Below are 25,982 nucleotides of genomic sequence, written 5' to 3'. Positions count from 1 at the left end.
CGATCCTCGCGGGTCTTGGCTTAGCGCTTGGCGCGATCGAGGATCGCCTGCTCGTCCTCGGCGGCCTTGGCGAGCGAGGCCTTCGGATCTTCGCCGCCGATCAGGACGCGGTTGGCCATGTCGATCGCCACCTGCCGCTGAGCCGCCTCGTCCTTGAACAGGGTCGTGTGGGCATAGTCCAGACCCTTGAGGAACGGGCCATAGACCGGGTGAGCAATGTTCTCAGGCGTGAGAGCCGCCGCGCGGCGTGCCGGCAACTCACCTACGACCTCCATCCAGATCTTCATGGCCTCGGGCGAGGACACATAGGCCAGGAACTTCTCCGCCGCCGCGAGCTTCTCACCCTCCGCCTTCGTGGTGATCGCGTTGGCGAAATAGCTGGCGTAGTTGCTGCGCATGCCCTGGGCATTGGCAGGGAGTTCGGTCACACCCCATTCGAAGCCCTTGATCGCGTTGAAGGCACCGAGCCGGAAAGTGCCGTCGATGGTCATGGCGGCAAGGCCCGCACGGAAAGCGGCCTGTCCTTCGTCCATGAAGCCCACCTGGCCAACCTTATGCTTCTTCTGGAGATCCGTGTAGAAGGTGAGCGCCTTCAGGCCGGCCTCATCGTTATAGGCGACCTTCGTGTCGTTATCCGTATAGGGAACGCCGCCGAACTGTCGGACCAGCACTTCACGCCACCATTGGTGATCCTGTCCGGCCATGTCGAGCGTCATGCCGGCCGAGACGATATTGCCGCTGCCATCACGCTTGGTGGTCTTCTCGGCGGCAGCGACGAGTTCATCGAGGGTCTTGGGCGGATTGTTGGGATCGAGACCCGCATCCTTGAAGGCCTTCTTGTTGTAAAACAGCGCGAGCGAGCGCACCGCCGTCGGCAGGCCGTAATAATCATTCCCGCGCTTCATCGCGCTGACGATCGGGAAGAAGTCGCGCTCGATATCGGCGGTCGGGAACGCCTCCGCGCGCAGAGGGCGGATCATCTTGCCGGCGATGAAGTTGTCGGTCCAGCCGTAGAAGAGCTGCACCACGTCCGGTCCCTGGCCCGCCAGGATCGCGGCGGCCACCTTGGTCTGGTAATCCGCATAAGGGAAGGTGGTCTGCTTGACCTTGATGTCCGGATTGGTCTCCTGGAACTTGGCGATCAGCTGGTTCATCGCCTTGACACGCGTGTCAAACACGTACTGCCAGTATTCGATCTCAACAGCCTTGGCGCCGGATGCGGCCAAGGTGGCGAAGCCTATGGCGACGCTCGCAAGCAGATGACGAAAACGCATATCCCTCTCCATTATTGCCGGGCACGGGGCGCCGAAATTTCTCTGGTGGTGGCCTTCGGAAGGACCATTCCGGCGCCAAGGCTCCCCCAGAGCTACCGGCCTGTCAATAAGATAATTAACTTGAGTTATTCTTTGCGCGGCGGCATCGTAGAATTGTGGAGTGCCGGAGATGCCGAGAAAATCCAAAGCGGGGGCGCGGTCGACGATCGGAAGCAATCCGGAGCGCAACCGCTCTCATAATCGCCGTGTCGTGCTGGATGTCGTGCGTCAGCTAGGTCCGGTCGGGCGGACCGAAATCTCACGCCATGCGCATCTGAGCACCCAGGCGGTCTCGAACATCGTCGAGGATCTCGTCGCGGACGGCCTGCTCATCAAAACCGGCCGGCTCAGGGCGGGTCGCGGCCTGCCGCCGATCCAGTTCGCCGTCAATCCCAACGGCGGCATGACCGCAGGGATCGAGATCGCCGCAGATCGCATATCCACCCTTCTCGTGGATATCGGTGGCCGCGTTCGCGCGCAGCGGACCTTGTCGATCCAGCAAAACGATCCCGAAACGGTGCTTCCGGTCATCAAGGCCGAGATCGAGGCCGCGCAGGCGCAGCTGAAGCCTCCCATCCCGCAGCTTCTAGGCGTCGGCGTCGTCATGCCGGGTCCGTTCAATGTCGAGGGCATGACGTCCGTCGGGCCGACGACCCTGGCCGGGTGGCTGGATTTCGACGCGGTGGCCGGCATCGGGCAAGTGCTGGGCTCGCCCATCACGCTCGAGAACGATGCCACCGCCGCAGCCGTCGGCGAGCGTCTTCAGGGCGCTGCCAAGGACCTGAAAAACTTCTGCCTGATCTATTTCGGGCAAGGGCTGGGCTTGGGAATCATGATCGATGGCCGCCCGTATCGTGGAGCCAACGGCAACGCAGGCGAGATCGGACATGTTCTGGTGGAGAAGGGCGGGCGCCTCTGCTCGTGCGGTCAGCACGGCTGCCTTGAGGCCTATGCGTCTATTTATGCCCTGACTGAGAGGCTGGCAGCGGCCGGGATTCGGAACGTAGACTATGCGCATCTGGAACGGCTCCACCGCGGGAAGCACCCTGTCGTCGAGGCATGGATCCAGGAGGCGGCTGGTTATCTCGCGCCTCAGATCGCGATGCTCGAGAACCTCTTCGATCCCGAGGCCGTCGTGATCGGAGGCGCGCTTCCGCCGGGCCTCCTGGAGGATCTTACCCAAGCCATGCAGCCGCTCCCCTTGTCGGTCGCACGCCGCAGGAACCGGTACGAAGCGCGCCTGATCCATGGGCGGACAGGTCGATTCACCGCAGCTCTCGGTGCTGCCGCCTTGCCGCTCCTGGAGGCGATGACGCCCCGGCTCGACACCGCCCAGGCGGCCCACCGGGAACAGCCGAACGAGGAGATCTCTCTTGTTGGATGACCATAGCCGTCTCGCCGGCGCCGTTCATCAGCCAGCCCTTGTCCGCCTGCATCGCTCCTTAAGCCGGCTGCGATCCGTGATAACCGTGATGAATACCGGGGCGCATCCGGACGACGAGGCCAACGGCATGCTGGCGGCCTTGAGGTTTGCTTATGGAATGCGCGTTGTCGTGGCCTGCTCCACAAGAGGAGAGGGAGGCCAGAATGCTCTCGGACCCGAGCGGGGAGGCGCCCTTGGCGTGCTGAGGACTGCCGAAATGGAGGAGGCCGCTCGCCGCATGGATGCCGATGTGGCATGGCTCGGCCACGGACCGAACGATCCGGTTCATGATTTCGGCTTCTCCAAGAACGGCGACGATACGCTTCGGAGATGGGGCGAGGAACGCATCGTCGAGCGGCTCGTCCGGGCTTATCGGCAGTACCGGCCGGATGTCGTCATCCCGACCTTCCTAGACGTGCCAGGGCAGCACGGCCACCACCGGGCGATGACCCGTGCGGCCGAGAGAGCGTTCGTCCTGGCGGCCGATCCCTCTGCCTTTCCGGAGCATGCGGGATTGGGCCTTCAGCCGTGGCAGGCTTCCAAGTTCTATCTCCCGGCCTGGTCGGGTGCAGGTTATGCGTATGACGACGAGGTGCCACCGCCGCCCACGACGCTCAGCATCCAGGTTGCCGGAGGCGATGAAGTCACCGGTTTGGCGTATCGGCAGCTTGGTGAATGGTCCCGGGCGGCGCATGCGTCCCAAGGGATGGGCGTATGGCGTGACGATCCAGTCGATCAATGGAGCCTTCACCTGAAGCTCCAGACCGGTGGGCCTTCCGAGTCCGAGAGCGACATTCGAAATGACCTGCCTGCAAGCCTTGCGGATCTTGCTGGCGCACCAGGGTTGACGCAGGTTGCGGCCGCCGCTCTGCGAGAAGCGCAGGAGCACATCGATGCCGCCATTGCGGCGTTCCCGGATCGCAAGCGGATCGGCGAGGCGCTCGGTCGGGCGGCGCGCCTGATCGAAGGTGCAAAGAAAGACCTGGATCGGGAGATCGTCGACCGAATGGGGCATCGCCTCGACCGCAAGCTGCGGGAGATCGATGCCGCTCTCTTCGAGGTGCATGCGAATGCAGTGCGTGCCATCTTCAAGGGCTCGTGCCATCCGGGGGCGCGGATAACTCTGGACATTTACATCGACGCGCCTGGTCTTGCGGACCTCACGGTCTCGCCCCGTCTTCCCGATGGAATAGAAGCCGTCGAGACGGCCAGACAGCCGGGCCATGTCCAGTATGCGATCGCGATCCCGGCATCGGCATCCCACACGGGCAATTACCCCGAGGCCTACGACCCCATGGGCGGCAATGGTGAGGCCGGGGTTATTGTCTCGGGCGATGTGGAAGGACACACCATCAGGATCGATCTGGATCCTGAGGAGCCTCTCAAGATCGGCCCTCTGCAGTCCTTGTCTCTCGATCCCGCCATCGCCGTCATTAGAACCGGAGACGGTCCATCCAGCATCCGGGTTCAAGCCATGGGGGCTGGCCCCGTGGAGTGGCAGGCGCCGGAAGGTTGGAATGTTCGAACGGAGGGCGGCGATTGGATCATCGATCCGCCAAAACGGGCGGGCGCCGGGAGCTCAAGGCTCATCCCCATCGTCGATGGCAGGCCGGCAAGCCAGGTTCGGACCATTGCCTATACTCATATCCGGCCCACGTCGTTCATTGCGCCGGTAGAGTTCAAGATTCTGACGCTCGATGTCGCTCTCCCGCCCGATGCGCGCATTGGATATGTGGGCGGCGGAAGCGACAATGTCGGCACTCACATGCGCCGCCTCGGTCTCGACGTGACGGATCTCGCGGAAGCCGATCTGGAGGCCGGCTCTCTCTCGGAGTTTGCGACCATCGTCGTCGGCATCTTCGCGTTCGGGCTCCGGCGGGACCTCCGGGCCGCGACCGGGCGCCTGCATCGTTTCGTGGAGGAGGGCGGACACTTGGTGACGCTCTATCACCGTCCTACCGATGATTGGGATCCCGATCATACGCCGCCCCGCCGCCTTGTCATCGGTTCGCCGTCGCTCCGATGGCGCGTGACAGACCCCTCCGCTCCGGTGACGGTTCTGAAGCCGGAGAGTCCCTTGCTGACCTATCCGAACCGGATCGAAGCGAATGACTGGCAAGGTTGGGACAAGGAGCGGGGGCTCTACTTTGCGGCAGAGTACGACTCCATCTATGAGGAACTTCTTGCCCTGAATGATCCGGGTGAGAGTCCGCTCAAAGGTTCGCTCATTTCGGCCCGTATCGGTCGGGGGCGCCATACCCATGTGGCGCTCGTGCTGCACCATCAACTGGACAAGCTGGTTCCCGGCGCGTTCCGCCTGCTGGCGAATTTGGTTCAGCCTGCCTGACGGCCCGTGAGAGGACATGGCGGCTCCACCCGACAGCAATGCGCTCTCGTCTCCGGTTCCAATGTGGAGGAGCGCGGGCTGGCTGTTGCTCGACATGGCGCTGGTCAGCACCATGCAGGCCATCGTCAAGGCTGAAGGCGAAACCTATCCAGCCGTCCAACTCGTCTTCCTGCGCTCGCTCGTCGGATTTATCTCGGTGGCGCCGCTGGTGTGGCGTCACCGCGCCAAGCTGACGAACCTGTCCAACATCCGCAGTCATCTCACTCGGGTCGGGTTCAACTCCATCGCACTGACGTTGAATTTCGCCGCCTTCGCGTCATTACCCCTCGCCGTGGTAACCGCTATCGGATTTACCCGGCCGATCGTGCTGCTCGTGATGGCAGCCTTCATGCTCGGGGAGAGCGTCAGCAGGACACGCTATGTCTTCACGATGCTCGGTTTTCTGGGTGTCATGATCATGGTTCAGCCGGATGCGATCCCGTGGAACATGGGATTGGTCGCAGCCTTCGGATCCGTATTTTTCGGCTCTCTCGCGGTCGTTCAGACGAGGCGTCTTGCCGGCGAGAACACTGTCGTGCTCATGCTCTTCTACACGGTTGGTCTGACCGTATTGACGGCCGGTCCCGCCGCCATCGTGTGGGTGCCGATCCCCTGGGCCGCAGCGCCGAACATCATCCTCGTCGGCATCCTGGCGCAGCTGGGGCAATATTGCTGGCTTCAGGCTTACCAGAAGCAGGAGGCGCAACTTCTGGCTCCAATCGGGTACCTGTCGATCATCTTCTCAGGCTTTGCAGGATGGCTTTTCTTTGAAGAAGTTCCATCGCTGTCTCTGTGCTTCGGCGCAGCCATCGTGGTCTTAACCACGGTACTCGCGACACCTGCCGAGCGGTGGCTCAAGAATAGGGAACGGGCATAAGACCCAAGCTCGAATTTACAAGTCTCCGCATGTCCGCTCTTGGTACGGATCCGTCGCAAATCGTTTGTTTCAGAGTTTCAGATACTGCTCCCTGGGTTCAGGGACGCAGGATGGCGTGTTCAAGGGCAGGCCTTTGATGATTCGATCATCCTGCTCCGCGTCCGGTGGTATCGGGCTTGCGGTCTGAGCCTGCGGAACCTCGAAGAGATGATGGCCGAGCGTGGCATCTCCGTCAGCACGAGCGGGCTTGGGCCCGCATCTGCGTCGGTGTCATCCCCGTCCAGCGCCGGAACGCATGGGTGAAGGCGCTAACCTCCTGAAAGCCGAGCATCCAGGCAATGCGCGAAATGGAAATGCTTGCATCCTTAAGATAGCAAAGGGCCAGGTCCTTGCGCATCTCCTCGCGGATCCCGAGGAAGGTCAGGTTCTCCGCCGCCAGCCGGCGCGCCAGGGTCCGTTCGCTCATGCCCAGCGCCCGGGCTACTTCGCCCGCATGGCCCTTGCCATGCGGCAGGAGCGGGGCGAGGGCGTTCTCCACGCTCGTGCGGATCGGACTGGCGGGATTGGCCCGCTGGGCAAGAGCCTCCTCGCCATAGCGGATCAGGATCTCGTTCAGATAAGGATCCGCGTTGACCAGCCGAAGCTGCGATGCCCCGCGAGCGAAAGCGACGTCGTCAGCGTCCGACGCAAAGGCCACCTCACAACCAAAAAATGCATCAAGCTGACCCGAAGCGCTGCAGCGCGGATGAGCGAAGCTGACCCGGATGGGCCTGAGCTCGGTGCCGGTCAGGGTTTGACAAATCCGGACGAGCATCCGAGACCAGAACTCGACCTGGTGGCGATCCTTGTGCCGCGGCACCCCGACATAACTGTAGCGGAGGCTCAGGTCGCTTCCCCCATGGCATCGCAGCCGGACGCCCTCATTGGTGATGGTGCTGTACCGCTCGGCGCGGGCCAACGCCTCGCCGAGCGTCGCCGAGGAGGCCAGCACGAAGTAGAGCAGGCCGCTCTCCCGCAGATCGAATGCCTCGGCGAGATGGAATCCCAGCAACTCATCGGGAAGGGCGTCCGCCACCAGATTCAGGAAGGTGATCTCGCTTGCCGCATTCACGCGGGCCTGCCGGTCCTGGATCTGGGACGCAGTCAGACCTGCCGTGCGCAGGAGCGGGCCGGGATCGAGACCTGCCGCAGTGGCTCGGGCAAGAGCCAGGCGCGCAACAATGCCGACCGAGGTGGGGTGCATCATTGGGGCTGTCGAGGGAAAACTTCGCATCGGGCACGCTCCTCGCTGCGGCGGGGTCCCGCATTCCAGGCTGAAGGCTGGGGCGAGCAAACCTCTGGCTGAAGATAGCAAGATCGGCGCGGATCGTCTCGGGTACGAGCAGGTCCTTCCAGCACGACGTGATTGGCAGAGTGATTGGCAGGCGGCAGGAGCCTTGCTCCTCCCGCAAGAAGCCGAGGCTGCAGGTCGCGCGGTCGTCCGCTCACCAATCTCGATAATCGCCACCTGTGGCGACCCTAATGACCCGAATGAATGGAGAATATCAATGTCGGAACGATCATCACTCGACGCGATCCGTCCCTTCCGTTTCACTGCTTCGGAAGAAGAACTAGCCGAACTCCGCCGACGCATAGAAGCGACGAGATGGCCGGACCAGGAAACCGTCAAGGACCGATCGCAAGGCGTGCAGCTCGCGACGGTCCAGAAACTCGCGCAGTATTGGAGGACAGAATACGACTGGCGCAAGGTCGAGGCGAAACTGAATGCCTACCCGCAGTTCATCACCGAGATCGACGGGCTGGATATTCACTTCATTCATGTCCGCTCGAAACATGAGAACGCGTTGCCGCTCATCGTCACGCACGGCTGGCCCGGCTCGATTATCGAGCAGCTGAAGATCATCGATCCGCTGACCAATCCCACGGCCCATGGAGGGCGTGCGGAGGACGCGTTTCATCTGGTGATCCCATCAATTCCGGGCTACGGCTTCTCAGGTAAGCCGACCACGACCGGCTGGGATCCGGCCCATATCGCCCGCGCCTGGACGGTGCTGATGAAGCGCCTTGGCTACACGCAATTTGTGGCGCAAGGCGGCGATTGGGGGGCGATTATCACCGATCTGATGGGGCAGCAGGCGCCTCCGGAACTGCTCGGCATTCACTCCAACATGCCAGGCGTGATTCCACCCGACGTTGACAAGGCTGCCCAGGCTGGCACGCCGACGCCATCCGGTCTCTCAGCTGACGAGACGCTCGCGTACGAGCGGCTAAAATTCGTATATACGAAGGGTGTCGGCTACGGATACCAAATGGGGCTGCGTCCGCAGACGCTCTACGGGATTGCAGATTCCCCCGTCGGCCTGGCAGCCTATCTGCTCGACCACGACGCGCGTAGTTTGGAGCTCATCTCACGCGCATTCGACGGGCAATCCGGAGGCCTCACACGAGACGACGTCCTCGACAACATCACGCTGTTCTGGTTGACCAACACGGCGATTTCCGCGGCCCGTCTCTATTGGGAACAACTGCAAACAGGCGAATTCGCCTTTTTCAGTGTTAAGGGCGTCTCTATCCCGGTTGCCGTGAGCGTCTTTCCTGATGATCTTTATCCGTCTCCACGGAGCTGGGCGGAGCAGGCATACCCCAGGCTCATCTACTACAACAAGCACGACAAGGGCGGGCACTTTGCGGCCTGGGAACAGCCAGAACTCCTTTCAGAAGACATTCGCGCAGGCTTCAGACCACTCCGCGGATCGCTCTGAAGACCTCGGCGCGCACGTTGTGCGCGCCGACTCCCATGCGGGCGGCATAATCGATGGGAATTCAGAACGGCATCCCGGGCGGCACTCCCGAATGTTCAAGTCGGATCGAGGCTATGTCGAAACGTGGACGGGCCGCTCCGCGGGGCAGTCCAATTTCTTGCAAGCATCGATAGAGAGGGAAATCCCCGGTACAGAGCATGGAATCGTACAAACAGTTCGTCGAGGTGGACTTGCTCAAGTTTTGACACACGCTCGCCCTTCGATCCTCCGGCTCCGCCTGCGCTTCTGGGGTAGGCCTGCTGATGCTGTGCCCGTCAAGCCAAGGCCTGTTGGCGCCTTATTCTGCTGCATGTCGTTCAGCCTGCGTGGCACGCAGGAGGTTGTCACGGATTCTTGCCACGGTCTTCTGCGCAGCAGGAAAGTCCTCTCCGAGCCCAATGGCTTCTGCCAGTGATGCGCCTGGATCCGTCTCAAGCAGTTGGCGACCGGCGGAGGTCAGGCTAACCCGCACCTGCCGTTCGTCGGCGGAGTCGCGCTGACGTCGGATGTAGCCTGTCGACTCAAGCTTCTTGAGCATGGGCGTCAGCGTGTTGGACTCCAGGAACATCTTTTCGCCGAGCGCTCGGACGGTCTGGCTGTCCTCCTCGGACAGCGCCACCAGGGCAATGTATTGGGTGTACGTCAGACCAAGCTTATCCAGGATCGGCTTATATGCGCGACCAAAGGCGAGGTTCGCCGAGTAGATCGCGAAGCACAGAAAATTCGAGAGCTTGTTGCCTTCGCCAGTGGGCTGCGGGGAATTGGACCCGGGCATGTCGGGGGTCTTCGTTCTTGAGGTCTTGGGCATGAGCATATCCGTGATCTTGCAGTTCACTCCAAAATAAATCGTATCCGCTTAAATCGGAAGTGCTTGACATGGTGTTTTACGAGGCGTATTTCGATCGTATCCGAATTGATCGGATCCGATTGAAATTCAACAAAGGATCTCACCATGACTGCGAAGGTTCTCTTCACCGGAAAGACTCACAACACGGGCGGCCGCGAAGGCGGTACGCGCAGCAGCGACGGCCAGCTGGATCTAAAGTTCGCACAGCCGCACCCGGCCGCCGAGAACCTCTTCGGCGCCGCTTGGTCGGCCTGCTACATTGGCGCGCTTGAGCTTGCCGCCGCCCAAAAGAAGATCACGCTCCCGACCTTGCCCACGGTTGATACGGAGATTGATCTGGTTCTGGACAGCGGCTCCTACTTCCTCCGTGCACGCCTCAGCGTCGGCCTGCCGGGTATCGACCGTGAGGTTGCGCAGACGCTGGTCGATGCGGCGCACGGGATCTGTCCGTACTCCAAGGCAACGCACGGCAACATCGAGATCCAGACCAACCTGCTCTGAACCGGGTCAGCTAGGCCTTCCCAGTCGGCAGGCCCGGCTCCCCTCAGACGAGAGGTATCGGACAACTGCACCCCATTGGCACGGCGTGCCGCCACGTTTGCTGGCGCACGCCGACTCGGAGAACGCTTAATGGTCAACAGCCCTGCACACCCGCCTCGAGCGTATAGTGAGTTTTCGCTCGTGCTCGACCCGTCCATCTATGAGCCACTGCCCGATGATTGGCTCATCGGGATAACGGACGTTGTTGACTCAACCTTAGCGATCAAATCGGGGCGCTATAAAGACGTCAACTACGCAGGTGCTTCCGTGATTGCCGCTCTCGGCAACGCCTGGGGTACGTTCGATTTCCCGTTTGTGTTTCGTGGAGATGGGGCTGCATTTGCATTGCCGCCACAGGGGATCATGATCGCGACCTCGGTGTTGCGACAAGTCGCAGCCTTTGCAAGCAACACTCTTGATCTCGCTCTCCGAATTGGGTCGCTGCCTGTGAGCGAGATACGTGCCAGTGGGCGGGACGTGAGAATTGCGCGATACGCGGCCTCGGACAACGCGACCTTTGCGATGTTCGCCGGAGGAGGGCTGAAATGGGCGGAGCAGCAGATCAAGAACGGGCGGTATCTGGTAGAGCCGGGTAAGCACACGGTGCGGCCGAACCTGACTGGGCTGACCTGTGACTGGACCCCCCTTCCGAGCCAGCAGGGTGAGATCCTATCGCTGCTGGTCGAGCCTCATGACCATACCAGCCCCGAGGTCTTTGCCGCTCTTGCCAGGCGTGTGCTTGCCGTGTTTGACAAGGGGCCGCGCCAGTCTCATCCCGTTTCGGTGGACATGGCCATTCCTGAGGACAACGGGACGTATCTCGGCCCGAAAAGTTGGTCGGAGGTCGCTTCAAACTCGGACTTCCGCAAATACGACGATGTCCTGCGTCTTACACTCGACTGCACACCCGAACAAATCGACGCGGTTGAGACCATCCTTGTTGCAGCAAAGGCTCGTGGCGAGATCAACTTCGGACTACATCGCCAGTCTCACGCCCTCATGACCTGTATTGTGCCTTCTGGCAGGCCGGATTCGCATTTTCATTTCTTGGACGGAATGGGCGGTGGGTACGCCAAAGCCGCCGAGATGATGGAGGCAGGTGAGTTTCCTGTGGTCGGGGATAGCGGCAGGGAGACCACGATGTCAGTCTGAAGCGGTGCCGCAAGCTGCCGTCCTGAAGGTTCGGACGTCCACAATAACTCGACCCCGGTGCGCCCGCGCTTCCGTGCGGTGTCGCGCCCATGCATTCGATCGCGCATGCATCTCAGGTAGATAACCTCGGTTGTAGGGGCAGAACAAGGGACTGCCCGGGATTTATGCTCAGCAGCACGGCCCTGTATGGAGCCCTCATCTGTGCGGGGCCATGCTGCCCTTTTAAGCCGTTCCAACGTGAGGGGAGAGGCCGTACGCAACCCACTGCGTGAGCGCATTCTGATCCTCAAGGCCAATGGCGACTTTCGGAGCAGCCTCGCCTTAGTGCTCCGCGAGGCTGATTTCGCGGTGATGACCGCCGTCACAGGGGAACGGGCCTTTCGCCTTCTCCACGACTGGCGGCGCCAAGTCGACCGGCTCTACAGCCAGGCTACCCTGCCAGGCCTGATCGACGGCTGGATCCTTGCCGACCAGCATCACGACAACCACCCGAACCGGCCCGCGATCATCGTAGTCGAGTCGGAAAAAGGGCCTCTCATGATGGCTGGAACATATGAGAATGCCGCACCAGTCAACCGGTGTTGACGAATGATACCGATCGGTATATTCCGGCGCTCATGAAAAAAGCTGAGAGAACCCGTCAGTTCATCGTGGAAACGACAGCCCCCATCTTCAACGTGAAGGGATACGCCGGCACGTCCCTCGCCGACATGACTGAAGCTACGGGGCTAACGAAGGGCAGCATCTATGGGAACTTCGCTAACAAGGACGACGTGGCCCTGGCAGCTTTCGAGCATAACTGGAAGCGCGTGAAGGTGATGGTGCGCGCGGAAATGGACAAACGCGACACCAGCAAAGGGAAGCTGCTCGCCATCGTGGGTGTATATCAGAACCTGCAGTCTCACGATTTCCCTGAGGGAGGCTGCCCGCTGCTCAACACTTCGGTAGAGGCCGACGACACTCACCCAGAGCTACGGAAAAAGGCCGCAGATGCCTTCCTGGGCTGGATGAAGAATATTGTCACCGTGGTCGAGACGGGCATTACCGCCGGGGAATTTCGGGCGAGTGTTGATGCCGAGCAAACCGCTCTGACGCTTATCGCCATGATCGAAGGAGCCATCATGATCTCCCAGCTGACCGGCAATGCCAGCCACCGAACCACCGTTATGGCTGCGGTGGAGAGAACCATTCACGATCTCACGTGATTTACGCCGCCTGCAATTATTAACGCCATGGGAGAGACCAATGGATGCGCAACGGAAACGGAAAATTGCCTTCGCCCTCTTGATGGGCGTCGTGACGACAGGGATCATCTCGTTCGTCCTTCTCGCGCTCAATATGGGTTTCTCTGACAGGTTCGCCCTGGCATGGTTGCGGTCCTGGGGTATCGCGTACGTGATCGTCGTTCCAGCGATTCTCCTTGTCGGCCCGGCGCTGCAAGCGCAGATTGATCGCCTGATTCAATGAACCGACACGGACATGAGGCATACCGACATGTTCAAGCTATCGCTGCCCGCGCTTTTTGCTCTTGTTCTCGGTTCCTCGACTGCCTGGGGATGCAACAGCAATCCTCCGGCGCAGGCACAGAACCCGGACATCGGATACGTCGACGTCAATTCGGACATCACGCTCAGAAGGATGGTGGTGCATACCGCGAGTCCAAAGGGAACCGTGCTTCTCCTGCATGGATTCCCTGAGACGCTGTGTGCCTGGAAAGACCTTTCCTTGGCGCTGTCCGCTGAATACGAAGTCCATGCCATCGACTGGCCGGGCTACGGTTTTTCATCGAGGCCCCTGGCTGACAAATTCTCTTATTCGCCTAAGGACTATGCGCGTGTTCTGCAGGAGTACATAAAGAAGGCGAACATCGCTCCATCCATGCTCACGATCTACGCAACGGATATCGGAGCCCTCCCGGCACTTCTCTTGGCTCTCGAAGATCCGCAGATCGCCAGGACCATCATTGTTGGTGACTTCGCGCCGTTCAACAGGCCCCAGTACATGCACGACAGATTGCAAAGTCTGAAGTCGGAACCTTCGGCAACTGCGACGCTCGCCGCCTACAAAAACAGGACCGGTGGGGAAATTCTCGATACCGCCTTGAGGGGAGGTCTTCCCAAAGAAGCGCAGTTTGAGGTTTCCGCTGACTTCAAGGATGACGTCTCCCGCGGATGGAACCATGGCGGAATGACATCGGCAGACGCCTTCTACTACTACTACTCGAATTTTACGCGAGATGAAGACTACCTCGAAGCGAACATAGGCAGGCTAAAAACGCCGGTGAAAGTGGTTTGGGGCGAGAAGGATATCTATATCAAAAAGGAAATGGGGATCGAGTTCGCGCAAAAGATCAACGCGGACATCAGTCTTCTTCCTGATATCGGACACTACCCCCACCTGCAAAGCCCGAAGCAGGTCATTGAGGAGATTCGCGCCTCATTCCGATGACTGCGCGGTGCCAGTTCTGAGCACGGTGAGATCATGAGTGACCTGTTGCCGGTTTCATGATGATCGTCCGGTCGAGCAGCCTTAGAGAGTTCGGCCAATATGTCAAACGGCATCCAACAGGCGAAGTGCGTCCGTGAAGCACAATACTCGCTCGCTGAGCGTTTGAGGAGTTAGCGGCATAAGCATCAAGCAACACTCACTGGCACGTTTCCAATCCGATCCCGGACTTGCGTCAAAGTCTGGGCTGATAGACGAACGGGCAACAGGACAGCGCGTGTTTACTGACGATCGGCTTGGCCTATGGCACCTCTCAATCAACCCAATCATGGCTATCGGATTCCAGGCGGCTTCCTCATCTGTCTTCCGACGCGCCAGGAGACTACGATACTGAGGCGTCGCCGCTGTGCGGGGTCTCTCAGAATCCGTTGCATTGCTCAATGTGCATGGACTTGATCGGTGTGCTCATGCCCGCGGAATTGATGGTTGGAAGGGATCGCGAACCATCCTCGGTGGCCAGTGAAGCGCTGAAAGGGCGAGCATGAGCGTCGATCGTCAAAAGGGCTCGGATTGCTCCGAGCCCTTCTGTTTAATGAAGTCTCCTAGGTTGAGAGTAACGCCCGGTGCCTGCAATCCTAGGCGACATTGCTGCGGCGTGGCAGCTTCCAGCCAGGGCGGACAAAGTGGCAGGTGTAGCCGCCCGGATAGCGCTCAAGATAGTCCTGATGCTCCGGCTCCGCCTCCCAGAAGTCGCCCACCGGCGTGAGTTCCGTGACGACCTTGCCGGGCCACAAGCCCGAGGCATCAACGTCGGCGATCGTGTCCTCGGCCACATGGCGCTGCTCGTCCGAGGTATAGAAGATCGCTGAGCGGTAGCTCAGGCCGATGTCATTCCCCTGCCGGTTTTTCGTAGTGGGGTCATGGATCTGGAAAAAGAACTCCAGCAGGTCGCGGAAGCTCGTTTTCTCCGGATCGAAAATGATCTCGATGGCCTCCGCGTGCGTGCCGTGGTTGCGGTAGGTCGCGTTCGGCACGTCCCCGCCGGAGTACCCGACCCGTGTGGAGACGACGCCGGGGAGGCGGCGGATGAGATCCTGCATGCCCCAGAAGCAGCCCCCGGCCAGGACGGCCCGCTCAGTCACACCAGTCATATTCTTTCTCCTTTCTCAGCAAAGAGCTTGCGAAACTCGCTGTAGCCTTCGCTCTCGAGGTCATCATAATGGATGAACCTCAGCGAGGCCGAGTTGATGCAGTAGCGCAAGCCGCCGGCCTCTTGCGGCCCATCCGGGAACACGTGTCCCAGATGACTGTCGCCATGGGCTGACCGCACCTCGGTTCGCACCATGCCGTGGCTTGTATCGCGGTTCTCGACGATGTTGCCGACCTCGATCGGCTTGACGAAGCTGGGCCAGCCACTGCCGCTGTCGTACTTGTCAAATGAGGCGAACAGAGGCTCGCCTGACACGACGTCAACATAGAGCCCGGGCTCCTTGTTGTCCCAGTACGCGTTGGCAAAGGGCCTCTCGGTCCCGTCCTTCTGCGTCACCCGGTACTGCTCCGGGGTCAGCTGGGATACAGCCCCGGGGTTCTTGTGATAGGTCTTCATTGACTGTTCTCCTTCCGTCGTGAGGATGTGTTCAGGAGATGGTCTACGAAACCGCGCTCTGACGCGCGATGACATCGATCTCGTAACGGGAGATGCCAAGATCCTCGAGCTCGCGATCGGTGAATTGCATAAGTTCGCGGATGGTCTCGCGATAGCGCCGATAGGCGCGGATCCTGGCCAGGATGAATGCTACAAACATGGAAAACTCCCAATGTTGAACCGGCCACCACAGCCGGTGTGAGGATTGCTGATCGTCGGGGTGCAGGCCGAGCCGATGAGGGCTCGGCCGGTTGTCTTCGGTTAGGCGGTGCGAGGTGAGCGGAGCGCCACGAGCGAGTCGACGGCGATCCACAGGGAGAGGGCGAGCAGGCCGATGTCCTTGAGCAGGAACTGCCCGGGGGCGACCGAGATCGCCGGAAAGCCGAGCTCCGGCACGAACACACCGGGGGCGGTCGCCATGAAGCTGAGCGTGGTCACGAACAGCCCGGCCGAGAGCACGCCGCCGGCGAGCGAGTACACCGGGCTGGCGAGCCGGGCCGCGATCAGGACGCCGATGCTGAGCTCGAGGATGCCAAGAAGGCTGGAAAAGCCCCGCACGCTGAAGAGGGAATAGGTCCAGCTCAAAAACGGGCTGTTGCCGACTAGGCCGGTCAGGCCTTCCGCTTCGTAGGCGGTGAACTTCATGCCACCGAACCAGGCATAAATTACGACCAGCGAGGCATAGAGGCCTGCGGTGGTGATGGTCCGGCCGTAACGGTCGAGGAGATCGAGAGGGACAGCGGCGCGGGCCTGGAGGCTCGGAGGCACCGCGGCGATGTGTATAGGAACTCCAGACATTATCTTCTCCTGGGTTGTGCGTGTTAGGTGATCCGCCGGCTCTCCGAGGGATAAACGATACCAATCTGTATCGATAGGAACAGAAATAAACCGATCTGTATCGTTTAGCAATTCGGATTTGAGGGCAATTCCGAAAGCGCCCGCTTGCAATTGTGCGGAGTCGATCGGGAAGAAGACTTGCTTTCAGCCGAGGCAGCGACTACATAAAGATACAGATCTGTTACGCGATAGCGAGGAACCCATGCGCCGTTCCGAAATCCGGGATCACCTGCTTGAGACCGCGCTGCGGCTGTTCAACCAGTACGGTTACCATGCGACGGGCATCGACCTGATCATCGCCGAGGCCGGGGTTGCCAAGACGACGCTGTACCGGCACTTCGACACCAAGGAGGACCTGATCCTCGCCGCGCTCGAACGGCGCGACGAGGAGGCTCGCGACACCATGCGCGAGTTCGTCGAGCAACGCACGAGCGATCCGGTTGAGCGCCTTCTGGTGACGTTCGATTTCCTCGAAACCTTGTTCCGCGATGAGCGGTTCCGCGGCTGCATTTTCGTGAGCGCGGCGGGGGAGCATAAGGACACCGCCGATCCCGTGTTCCGCGCGGCTGTGTTGCACAAGCGCTTGGTGCTGGCGTATTTTGAGGAACTCGCCCATGCGGCGCGGTTTGCCGAGCCGAAGCGGATCGCGGCCGAGATCAACCTGCTGCACGAGGGCGCGATCGCCGTCGCCCAGATGACCCGCACCGCCGAGCCTGCCCGGCAGGCCAAGCGTATGGCGACACAGCTTCTCGCGGCAGAAGGGCAGGCCGCGGCGCCGTCAGCTCGGAGAGAGGGCGCGAGCCATCGAGCACAGGTGTCCTGAGGCCCGGCTGTGTTCGGGGCATGCGGTCCGGCTCTGATCTGCGGCCCTACAGACACCCGGTGCAGATCGTTCGGATTACCCTGTCACTTCGTTCTTGAGCACGCCGTTCGATCTCGGTTTGGGGACCGATTTGGCGGTTCCCGGATTCGGAACGGTGGCGCCGGTCCGGGCGACACTACGGCCGTGCCGTTCCGCCGCTTTCCGGGACGGGGACGCTGGCGGGATATTCTGGCTGTACGACAGGACCTGCGCCGCAGCCGCTCCGGCGGAGCCCGTTATGGCGGCGGCGACAACACTGGCGAAAAGATTCCGGTTCAGGCGACGGAGTGGCACGATTGGCTGCATGATGACCTCTCTCCCGCTCGCGCTCGAGGCGTGCCGGATCGCAGCGGCATGGTTTGGGCTTTCGCGGCGGCCTAAACAATACTGATCTGTATCATTTATGGGCGAAGGTATGCCGGCCTGGATCGTTTTTCAAGCGGCATCCTGCGAAAAGGAAGGGGGCGGTTCCGGGGCTCATGGCCGGCGTTTGAGGATGGTTTGCACCTGCCGTTAGAGCTGTGCCGATACAGCTCTGTTGCGTCTGGCGCGGGACCCTCGCGTTGCTCGGCTGTGTAGGGGCGCTCGGCGGTGCTGGCGCTGCATGAGGTTTGGGAGCAACCCGATCCGGCGGGCTGCTCCGATCAATGGCGCATTTTGGTGAAGATACGTCGACGGGAAGGCCAGCATCGCTTCCGGGACCTGCCGCTCCTGAGGGCGAAGGTCCGTTGCAACTGATATGGTTAGGTCTTTGATAGATCAAAATGGCCGCATCGGATGCTTGCGGTGGCAGCCCAGACGACCGACCTGACGGCCATCTTTTCAATCGATCCACACGCCAAGCGTCGCCCGATCCAACAGCGGGGTTAAGGCTGAGTGCGCCAGCGCACATGCCTGTCGCGGACGCGCGGTCCTGTGACTTCTTTGTGTGCCTTTCAGTAGACAAACCCGCGCCACCGCGCTTTTAAATTATACCGATCGATATTATACCGCTTGGTACGAATCTGGCGCACATCGGATGCCGGATGATCTTCTGAATGATCGGCTTCACAATGACCCATGTTTCCAAGACCCGGATCCTGACCTCCATCGGCACGGTGGGTGCGATCCTGGGCGGCACCGCACTCTGGTTCACGCTCGGCAGTACGCCTACGCGTGGGAGCAACGCGGGCTCGGCGCCATCCGCCACTCCTGCGGCCGTTGCAACCGTCGAGACGCGCGATGTTGCCCTCTGGGAGGAATTCTCAGGTCGCCTGGAGGCGATCGACCGGGTCGAGCTGCGCCCGCGTGTCCCTGGTGCCATTGAAGCGGTCCACTTCCGTGAAGGATCGCTGGTCAAAAAGGGTGACCTGCTCTTCACCATCGACCCCGAACCTTATCGAGCCGAAGTGGAGCGAGCGGAGGCGCAGGTCAGCGCGGCCGAGGCAAGGATCACCTTCGCTCGTCATGAACTGGATCGTGGCATGAAGCTCACCGCCAACCAGACCATTACGCAACGCGACCTCGACACCCGTGAAAACAGCTTGCGCGAGGCTGAGGCCAGCCTGCGCGCCGCCAAAGCAGCGGCAAGGACCGCCCGCCTCAATCTGTCCTACACCGAGGTGCGGGCGCCGATCTCGGGACGGGTGGGCAAGATCGAGGTCACCGTCGGCAATCTCGTCAACGGCGGCTCCGGCGCACCGGTCCTGACAACGCTCGTCTCGATCAACCCGATCTATGTGAGCTTCGATGCCGACGAACGCGCGGTCCAGCGGGCGCTCGACACTCTGCCGGCCGGAGGCGACCGCCGCGACCAAGTGGCCCGCATCCCGGTCGAGATGCGTTCCGGACCGGAGGCCGAGGTCCTTCACGGCAAGCTGCAGCTTATTGATCATACGGTCAACAGGGCCAGCGGGACGGTGCGGGTGCGGGCGGTGTTCGACAACAGCCTCGACCACCTGCTGCCGGGCCAGTTTGCCCGCATCCGCCTGGGCCAGGCGAAGACGACACCCGCGCTCGTCGTGCCCGAGCGGGCCATCGGGGCCGATCAGGACAAGAAGTACGTTCTCGTCGTCGATCCAACCCAGAAGGCGAATTTCCGCGAGATCAAGCTCGGGGCTGCCGTGGATGGTTTGCGGATCGTCACCAGCGGCCTCAACGCAGGGGAACGGATCGTCGTCGACGGGCTGCAGAAGGTCCGCCCGGGCGCGCTGATCGCACCGCAGCCCGGAACACTCGACGCATCCGCCGCACGGCAGGCGCGGATCTCTTCGGCCTCTGCAGAAAACTGATCGCTCCTCATAGGTTAGGATCCACTGCCATGAACATCTCCCGCTTCTTCATCGACCGCCCGGTCTTTGCCGGGGTTCTGTCGGTGCTCATCTTCGTGGTCGGACTGCTGGCTGTACGGGTCCTGCCGATCTCGGAGTATCCCGAGGTCGTGCCGCCCCAGGTAGTCGTCCGGGCGCAATACCCTGGCGCGAACCCGAAGGTCATCTCCGAAACCGTGGCCACGCCCCTTGAGGAGGCCATCAACGGGGTCGAGGACATGCTCTATTTCGGCAGCCAGGCGACTACCGACGGTGTGATGACACTCACCGTGACCTTCGCCCTCGGCACAGATCCCGACAAGGCGCAGCAGCTCGTGCAGAACCGGGTCTCGCAGGCCGAGCCCCGGCTGCCCGAGGAGGTGCGGCGCCTGGGCGTCACCACCGTAAAGAGCTCTCCAGACCTGCTGATGGTCGTCCACCTGCTGTCGCCCGACAGCCGCTACGACATCACCTACCTGCGCAATTACGCGGTGCTGAACGTCAAGGACCGCCTCGCCAGGATCCGCGGGGTCGGCCAGATCCAGCTTTCAGGATCAGGAGATTATTCGATGCGGGTCTGGCTCGACCCGCAGAAGATCGCCGAACACGGCCTCTCCGCAAGCGATGTGGTCAATGAGATCCGCGCTCAGAACATTCAGGCGGCCGCCGGCGTTGTGGGTGCCTCTCCCAGCCTTCCTGGCCTTGACTACCAGTTGTCGATCAACGCGCAGGGGCGTCTTCAGGATGAGGAGCAGTTCGGCGACATCATCGTCAAGACGGGTGCGAACGGGGAGATCACCCGCCTGCGCGACATCGCCCGCATCGAGCTGGGCGCGGCCGACTATGCCCTGAGATCTCTCCTGAACAACAAGCCCGCGGTGGCCATTCTGGTCCGTCAGAGCCCCGGATCGAACGCCATCGAGATCGCCGACAAGGTTCGCGCCGAGATGGCGGACATCAAGGTGAATATGCCAGAAGGCGCCGACTTCAAGATCGTCTACGACACGACCCAGTTCGTGCGTGCCTCCATTGACGCGGTGGTCCATACGCTGATCGAGGCAGTGCTCCTGGTGGTGCTCGTCGTGATCATGTTCCTGCAGACCTGGCGGGCGTCCATCATTCCTCTCGCGGCTGTTCCGGTCTCGATCGTCGGCACCTTCGCGGTCCTGCATGTCCTGGGCTTCTCCATTAACGCCCTCAGCCTGTTCGGCCTGGTGCTGGCGATCGGCATCGTCGTCGATGACGCGATCGTGGTGGTCGAGAACGTGGAGCGAAACATCGAGAAGGGACTGAGCCCGCGGCAAGCGACCTACCGGGCGATGCAGGAGGTCTCCGGACCGATCATCGCCATCGCCCTGGTGCTGGTGGCGGTGTTCATTCCGCTAGCCTTCATCAGCGGCCTGACAGGACAATTCTACAAGCAGTTCGCCGTCACGATCGCGATCTCGACGGTGATCTCGGCAATCAATTCGCTGACCCTGTCGCCCGCTTTGGCGGCCCTTCTGCTTCGGGATCACCATGCGCCAAAGGACCGCCTGACCCGGATTATCGATGCATTGTTCGGCTGGCTGTTCAGCCGTTTCAACGCGGTCTTCCATCGCGGCTCCAATGCCTATGGCAATGGCGTGCGGCGGGCGATCTCGACCAAGGCCCTGATGATGGTCGTCTACGTCGCCCTGCTGGGCGCGACGGGCTTCTTGTTCAAGACTGTGCCCGGCGGCTTTGTCCCGGTACAGGACAAGCAGTATCTGGTCGGCTTCGCCCAGTTGCCGGACGCTGCCACCCTCGATCGGACGGAGGATGTCATCCGGAAGATGACCGAGATCGGATTGAAGCAGCCCGGCGTCGCAAACGCCGTCGCATTTCCGGGCTTTTCGATCAACGGGTTCACCAACAGCTCGAACGCGGGCATCGTGTTCATGGGCCTCAAGCCCTTCGAGGAGCGCCGAGATCCAAGCCTCAGCGCCGGTGCGATCGCCCACGAGCTGAACCAGCAGTTTGCTGCCATCCCGGAGGCTGTCATCGCGATGTTTCCTCCGCCTCCCGTTCAGGGCCTGGGCACGATCGGCGGCTTCAAGCTGCAGATCGAGGATCAGGCCGGCTTGGGATACGAGGCGCTCGACCGAGCCACAAAGGAGTTCCTGGCCAAGGCCCGGACGGCACCAGAGCTGGCGGGACTGTTCTCGAGCTTTGCGATCAACGTTCCTCAGCTCTTTGCCGACCTCGATCGGGCCAAGGCGCGTCAGCTCGGGGTTCCGGTCTCCGAGGTGTTCAGCACGCTCCAGGTCTATCTCGGCTCCGTCTATGTGAACGATTTCAACAAATTCGGGCGGACCTACTCGGTGCGGGTGCAGGCGGACGCTCCGTTCCGGGCGCGTGCAGACGACATCGGCTTCCTGAAGGTCCGATCGGGTTCGGGTGAGATGGTTCCGCTCACGGCCTTGTTGAACATCCGGCCGAGCGTAGGGCCCGAGCGCGCCACGCGGTATAACGGCTTCCTGGCTGCCGACATCAATGGTCGGGCCGCCCCGGGGTATTCGTCGGGCCAGGCCCAGGCGGCGATCGAGCGGATTGCAGCCGAGACCCTGCCGCAAGGCTTCAGGGCCGAGTGGACCGAGCTGACCTATCAGGAGATCCTAGCCGGCAACTCCGGAATTCTGGTCTTTCCGATTGCCATCCTGCTCGTCTTCCTGGTGCTCGCGGCGCAGTACGAGAGCCTCACGCTTCCGGTCTCGATCATTCTGATCGTGCCGCTGGCGCTGCTTGCGGCATTGGTTGGGGTATGGTGGACTGCGGGCGACAACAACGTGTTCACCCAGATCGGGCTCATCGTTCTGGTCGGCCTATCGGCCAAGAACGCGATCCTGATCGTGGAGTTCGCCCGTGAGCTCGAGTTCGACGGCCGTACTCCCGTCGAAGCGGCCATCGAGGCCAGCCGCCTGCGCTTGCGGCCGATCCTGATGACCTCGCTTGCCTTCATCATGGGCGTGGTGCCGCTGGTGACATCGACCGGGGCGGGGGCCGAGATGCGGACCGCCATGGGTGTGGCCGTGTTCTCCGGCATGATCGGCGTGACGGTGTTCGGCCTGTTCCTCACGCCTGTCTTCTACGTTCTGGTCCGAAGTCTGGCAGGGAACCGTCCGCTCGGGCGCCAGACCGGACAGGATGAAGCCCCACAGGCGGTCCCGGCCGTGCACCCCGCGAAGGAGCTGGCCAACTGAGCGAAAGCGACCGGCGTGCCCTGAGGTCTTGAAATGACAGGTGAAACAGCTAATATACTGATCGGTACAGTATGCTGCCAAAGCCTCTGCAAGGGATCAGGTTTTCAGGTGGCAGGATGGGAGAGCCATGGGCCGACATCGCGAGTTCGATCCTGATGAAGCGCTGAACATTGCGCTGCAGGTCTTCCGGCGGAAGGGATATGAGGGCACCTCCATCTCCGACCTCACGGATGCGATGCGGATCACGCGGCCCAGCCTGTATGCCGCATTTGGCAACAAGGAGGATCTGTTCCGTAAGACCCTTGATCTCTACGAGCGCCATCACCTGTGCTTCGCACACGAGGCCTTGAAAGCGCCCGCCGCCCGTGAAGCGGTAGAGCGGCTGCTGCGGGGCTATGTCAACGTCGTCACAGATCCTGCGAACCCGCCAGGATGCCTTAGCGTGAACGGTGCTGTGGCCTGCGGCGAGTCCACCGAGCCCATTCGCGAGACGATCATTGCACGCCGCATGGTCAACGAGAAAAACTTGTGTGCTCGCCTTGAGAAGGCTCGCTCAGAAGGTGATTTTCCTGAGAATGAAAGCCCTGCCGACTGGGCCCGCTATGTCATGTCGGTTGCCCTCGGGATGGCCGTCAAAGCAGCCTCCGGAGCCTCGCGTGACGAACTCTACCGCGTGGTCGACTTTGCGATGCGTAGCTGGCCCTCGCTCAGACGCGACATGTGATGACTGATGATACATTTACAACGTGCAACATGTTCCCAGCACGGCCCCTCACGTCGTGTGTTGCGTTGCAAGGAAGCGTCAGCGAGGCGACGGTGCTGGGATCGGGCTAGGTCCAGATGCGGTGGAGGCATGAACCTTTCCACCACAGATACCCGTAGGAGATGCACAGAGTGTCACCTCGCTCGCATTTTGGCGGACGCAAAAGGAAAGGACCGGAGCGGTCTGGACGTCTTGCCTCCAGCGTTCACCTCAGAGCCCGAATGAGATCCGAACGTGAGTCTTGTCGAGACACGGCCTGATGATCAACGGTTACTTTGGCGCTGGAATCTTTGGCGGCACTGATAACCGACAAAGCATTTCGGATTATCGGCCGTCGGAACCCATGCGGGTTCGGTGGTTTCACCCAATACGCAGAAAGTTGAGCCACTGACATAGCGGTCATAGGTATAAACCCCCGTGCTAAGGATTACCGCCCCCTGTGATGCCACTAGACTGGCGGCTCGAGAGCAGGTCATGGCCGTGCTCACGGGCCTGCCCTGAGACCAGGCTTCGGTGACAATCAGAAGCACAAGAGACGCCACGACAAACTTCAACATGAGGTCAGGTCCATTTGTCAGAAGATAAACCGCGTGTTGATGAAATTGGACGTCTGCTTAGTGATGATCGCCTCGAGCAGGTCTTTGTTGGGCTGAGCCTCCTTGGTGGCGATCATCGAGCGGATTGAGAACGAGCGTAACGCGTCAGTGACCGACAGCGTCCCTTCGGCAGAGTCTTTTCGCCCGGTGAACGGGAATACATCAGGCCCACGCTGACATTGGCAATTGATGTTGACCCGGCACACTTGGTTGACGAGCGGATCGACGAGTCGGCCGACCTGATCCGGGTTTGAGCTGAAGATACTGACCTGCTGGCCATGCTCCGAGCTGATGACATACTCCAGCGCTGTCTCGAGTTCACTGAATGACATGACCGGAACAATGGGGCCGAACTGCTCCTCCCGATAGAGCTTCATTCCCTCCCTAACAGGATAGACAACCGCCGGGTAGAACAGGGTGCCAGCTACACTGCCGCCATCCTCGTTGACGACCCTCGCCCCTTTGGCCTTTGCATCCTCGACCAGTGCCGTCATGTGATCTGTCTTGCCGGCCTCAGGAAGGGGGGTGATATTGACACCCTTCTCCCATGGCATGCCGACTTTCAGTTTCCCAAGCTCCTCGACAAACCTGCGGAGGAACGGCTCAATGATTGCCTCATGGACAATCAGCATTTTCAACGCGGTGCAGCGCTGACCATTGAAGGTAAGGGTTCCGATCAGGCACTCCTTCACCGCAAGCTCGATGTCGGCGTCCGGCAGGATGATGGCGGCATTCTTGGCATCGAGCCCTAGAATGGCTCGCAGTCGGTTTGCCTTCGGGTGAAGCTTCTTGAGATGATCCGCGACCTTGCTCGAGCCGATCAGGGTCAGCACGTTCACTTTGCCGGTGTCCAGCAGGCGCGGCACGATCACCGAACCACGTCCGTACACCATATTCACCACGCCCTTGGGGAAGGACTTTCGAAAGGCCTCGAGCAGCGGATAGAACAGGAGCGCGCCGAACCGCGGCGGCTTGAACACCACCGTGTTGCCCATGATGAGCGCCGGGATCAGGGTCGCAAAGGTCTCGTTGAGGGGATAGTTGTACGGTCCCATACAGAGGACGACGCCAAGCGGGGTACGCCGGATCTGCCCGATCGTGCCTTCGACAATCATGAAACGGGAGTTGCTGTTGTCGAGCTCCTTCAGAGCGTTGATGGTCGCGCGGATGTAGTCGACGGTCCGGTCGAACTCCTTCTCGGAGTCTGCTCTGGGCTTTCCGATTTCCCACATGATCAGATCGACGACCTCCTGGCGTCGGCTGATCATTTGGTTTGTGAAGTCCTGCATGCAGGCAATCCGTTCGGCCACCGTCATGGTCGGCCAAAGGCCGCGTCCGTCGTCATAGGCGGCCACAGCGGCCTCAAGGGCTTCCTCAGCCTCCTGTTCTCCTCCGGACGGCACACTCCCGAGCTCGATTTGCTCAAGACGGCCATCCGCTGTGCGCACGCAGACCGGCGACCGCACGGTGTCGAAGGGGCCGTTCCAAGTCTTGAGTTCGCCGTCGACGAGGTAGGTCCGCTGGTGGATGGGCGGGGGAGGGCGGTTTTCAGCAGGGATCTCGCCATCCAGGGGGAAGAGCTGCCTCAAGGCATCGGAGTTGGCCATGTCCTGCCTCCCTTGGTCCGGCCTCCCTTGCTGCCCATCAACGTAATCGGCCGGCAAGGCAGATCTGTGGCCCGTACGTCATCCAGCCGGTCGAGCATGGACGAGATTTAGCCAAGGATTGCGCCATTGCGCCCAGGATTGCGGCAATCTGATCCTTCTCAACCTCCTCTTGATCGTGGCGGATCAGCGCGTCCGATGCATTCGAACGTCAGCATTCAACGACTGAAACGAGCCAGCGGCGGTCATAACTTGAGCGTGGCTTGCCCAGATAGAGCGTCAGTGACAAAACCTGACTCTTTGCGGCAGCGGAGGTTCGGGACGACGGGTAACGGGTCAGCTGACTCGTCGTCGCAGTAGGATTAGAGAAACAGTGGCAGAT

The 25,982-nt window shown here is 61.1% G+C and carries 23 protein-coding genes and 1 pseudogene; 16 read left to right on the top strand and 8 right to left on the bottom strand.

Going from position 1 to position 25,982, the window contains the following annotated elements; all coding sequences use genetic code 11:
• Positions 1-20: 20 nt before the first annotated feature.
• On the bottom strand, positions 21-1,286 hold the full coding sequence (locus tag AA309_RS27605; RefSeq protein ID WP_425286910.1) for an extracellular solute-binding protein: 1,266 nt from the start codon (positions 1,284-1,286) through the stop codon (positions 21-23).
• A gap of 157 nt (positions 1,287-1,443) precedes the next feature.
• Between AA309_RS27605 and AA309_RS27600 the strand changes: the two genes are divergently transcribed.
• The 4 genes and pseudogenes from AA309_RS27600 to AA309_RS37900 form a co-directional block, all read left to right on the top strand.
• The gene (locus AA309_RS27600; protein ID WP_047192231.1) at positions 1,444-2,697 is read left to right on the top strand and encodes an ROK family transcriptional regulator; all 1,254 of its coding nucleotides are present in this window, start codon (positions 1,444-1,446) and stop codon (positions 2,695-2,697) included.
• Positions 2,687-5,083 (top strand): PIG-L family deacetylase, encoded by a 2,397-nt coding sequence (locus AA309_RS27595; RefSeq protein WP_047192230.1) that lies wholly within the window; start codon positions 2,687-2,689, stop codon positions 5,081-5,083. Before AA309_RS27600 ends, AA309_RS27595 begins: the two co-directional genes overlap by 11 nt.
• A 16-nt stretch (positions 5,084-5,099) precedes the next feature.
• Positions 5,100-5,999 carry a DMT family transporter gene (locus tag AA309_RS27590; protein ID WP_047192229.1) on the top strand — a complete coding sequence of 300 codons (900 nt, stop codon included), beginning with the start codon at positions 5,100-5,102 and terminating at the stop codon, positions 5,997-5,999.
• A gap of 144 nt (positions 6,000-6,143) precedes the next feature.
• Positions 6,144-6,242, top strand: a pseudogene (locus AA309_RS37900) (IS6 family transposase); the annotation flags it as partial.
• Here the strand turns inward: AA309_RS37900 and AA309_RS27585 are convergent.
• Positions 6,232-7,272, bottom strand: a complete 1,041-nt coding sequence (locus AA309_RS27585; protein WP_052955047.1) for an AraC family transcriptional regulator — start codon at positions 7,270-7,272, stop codon at positions 6,232-6,234. The pseudogene AA309_RS37900 and the gene AA309_RS27585 sit on opposite strands and share 11 nt — an antisense overlap.
• Before the next feature lie 274 nt (positions 7,273-7,546).
• Between AA309_RS27585 and AA309_RS27580 the strand changes: the two genes are divergently transcribed.
• Entirely contained in the window at positions 7,547-8,761 is a 1,215-nt protein-coding gene (locus tag AA309_RS27580; RefSeq protein WP_084731741.1) for an alpha/beta fold hydrolase, read from the top strand.
• Positions 8,762-9,098: 337 nt separating this feature from the next.
• Here AA309_RS27580 and AA309_RS27575 read toward each other — a convergent pair whose 3' ends face one another.
• Positions 9,099-9,575, bottom strand: a complete 477-nt coding sequence (locus tag AA309_RS27575) for a MarR family winged helix-turn-helix transcriptional regulator (RefSeq protein ID WP_047192243.1) — start codon at positions 9,573-9,575, stop codon at positions 9,099-9,101.
• A 177-nt stretch (positions 9,576-9,752) separates the two neighbouring features.
• On the opposite strand from AA309_RS27575, the gene AA309_RS27570 reads away from it, so the two are divergent.
• From AA309_RS27570 to AA309_RS27545, 6 genes are all read left to right on the top strand, one after another.
• Positions 9,753-10,148 (top strand): Ohr family peroxiredoxin, encoded by a 396-nt coding sequence (locus AA309_RS27570; protein WP_047192227.1) that lies wholly within the window; start codon positions 9,753-9,755, stop codon positions 10,146-10,148.
• A gap of 129 nt (positions 10,149-10,277) precedes the next feature.
• Complete coding sequence (locus AA309_RS27565) at positions 10,278-11,339, top strand: DUF3095 domain-containing protein (RefSeq protein WP_047192226.1); 1,062 nt, start codon at positions 10,278-10,280, stop codon at positions 11,337-11,339.
• A 186-nt stretch (positions 11,340-11,525) separates the two neighbouring features.
• On the top strand, positions 11,526-11,924 hold the full coding sequence (locus AA309_RS27560; RefSeq protein ID WP_150117800.1) for a hypothetical protein: 399 nt from the start codon (positions 11,526-11,528) through the stop codon (positions 11,922-11,924).
• A gap of 32 nt (positions 11,925-11,956) precedes the next feature.
• A complete protein-coding gene (locus tag AA309_RS27555; protein ID WP_047192242.1) occupies positions 11,957-12,544 on the top strand; it encodes a TetR/AcrR family transcriptional regulator in 588 nt (195 codons plus the stop codon).
• Between the two features lie 40 nt (positions 12,545-12,584).
• Positions 12,585-12,806, top strand: a complete 222-nt coding sequence (locus AA309_RS27550) for a DUF2798 domain-containing protein (RefSeq protein ID WP_047192224.1) — start codon at positions 12,585-12,587, stop codon at positions 12,804-12,806.
• Positions 12,807-12,833: 27 nt separating this feature from the next.
• Positions 12,834-13,787, top strand: a complete 954-nt coding sequence (locus tag AA309_RS27545) for an alpha/beta fold hydrolase (RefSeq protein WP_047192223.1) — start codon at positions 12,834-12,836, stop codon at positions 13,785-13,787.
• 632 nt (positions 13,788-14,419) lie between these two features.
• Here AA309_RS27545 and msrA read toward each other — a convergent pair.
• The 4 genes from msrA to AA309_RS27530 form a co-directional block, all read right to left on the bottom strand.
• Positions 14,420-14,935: a peptide-methionine (S)-S-oxide reductase MsrA gene (gene msrA, locus AA309_RS27540; RefSeq protein ID WP_047192222.1), complete on the bottom strand. Its 516-nt coding sequence runs from the start codon at positions 14,933-14,935 to the stop codon at positions 14,420-14,422.
• On the bottom strand, positions 14,932-15,390 hold the full coding sequence (gene msrB, locus AA309_RS27535) for a peptide-methionine (R)-S-oxide reductase MsrB (protein ID WP_047192221.1): 459 nt from the start codon (positions 15,388-15,390) through the stop codon (positions 14,932-14,934). The genes msrA and msrB overlap by 4 nt, the downstream gene beginning before the upstream one ends.
• Positions 15,391-15,433: 43 nt before the next feature.
• Positions 15,434-15,589 (bottom strand): DUF1127 domain-containing protein, encoded by a 156-nt coding sequence (locus tag AA309_RS33650; protein ID WP_084731739.1) that lies wholly within the window; start codon positions 15,587-15,589, stop codon positions 15,434-15,436.
• A 101-nt stretch (positions 15,590-15,690) separates the two neighbouring features.
• Positions 15,691-16,227, bottom strand: coding sequence for a YkgB family protein (locus tag AA309_RS27530; RefSeq protein ID WP_047192220.1), 537 nt, complete (start codon positions 16,225-16,227; stop codon positions 15,691-15,693).
• Positions 16,228-16,468: 241 nt separating this feature from the next.
• On the opposite strand from AA309_RS27530, the gene AA309_RS27525 reads away from it, so the two are divergent.
• The 5 genes from AA309_RS27525 (at position 16,469) to AA309_RS27505 (ending at position 23,361) form a co-directional block, all read left to right on the top strand.
• Positions 16,469-17,089 carry a TetR/AcrR family transcriptional regulator gene (locus AA309_RS27525; RefSeq protein ID WP_047192219.1) on the top strand — a complete coding sequence of 207 codons (621 nt, stop codon included), beginning with the start codon at positions 16,469-16,471 and terminating at the stop codon, positions 17,087-17,089.
• A gap of 183 nt (positions 17,090-17,272) precedes the next feature.
• Entirely contained in the window at positions 17,273-17,509 is a 237-nt protein-coding gene (locus tag AA309_RS27520) for a hypothetical protein (protein WP_047192218.1), read from the top strand.
• Between the two features lie 671 nt (positions 17,510-18,180).
• On the top strand, positions 18,181-19,398 hold the full coding sequence (locus AA309_RS27515) for an efflux RND transporter periplasmic adaptor subunit (RefSeq protein WP_047192241.1): 1,218 nt from the start codon (positions 18,181-18,183) through the stop codon (positions 19,396-19,398).
• A gap of 29 nt (positions 19,399-19,427) precedes the next feature.
• Complete coding sequence (locus AA309_RS27510) at positions 19,428-22,637, top strand: efflux RND transporter permease subunit (RefSeq protein WP_047192217.1); 3,210 nt, start codon at positions 19,428-19,430, stop codon at positions 22,635-22,637.
• 127 nt (positions 22,638-22,764) lie between these two features.
• Positions 22,765-23,361, top strand: a complete 597-nt coding sequence (locus AA309_RS27505) for a TetR/AcrR family transcriptional regulator (protein WP_047192216.1) — start codon at positions 22,765-22,767, stop codon at positions 23,359-23,361.
• 613 nt (positions 23,362-23,974) lie between these two features.
• On the opposite strand, the gene AA309_RS27500 is transcribed toward AA309_RS27505, so the two are convergent.
• Entirely contained in the window at positions 23,975-25,603 is a 1,629-nt protein-coding gene (locus AA309_RS27500) for an NADP-dependent glyceraldehyde-3-phosphate dehydrogenase (protein ID WP_047192215.1), read from the bottom strand.
• Between the last annotated feature and the right edge of the window lie 379 nt (positions 25,604-25,982).

Source organism: Microvirga vignae (genome assembly GCF_001017175.1).
Classification (GTDB): domain Bacteria; phylum Pseudomonadota; class Alphaproteobacteria; order Rhizobiales; family Beijerinckiaceae; genus Microvirga; species Microvirga vignae.
The sequence above is the reverse complement of the archived record's forward strand: the minus strand, read 5'-3'. Positions and strand labels throughout refer to the sequence as shown.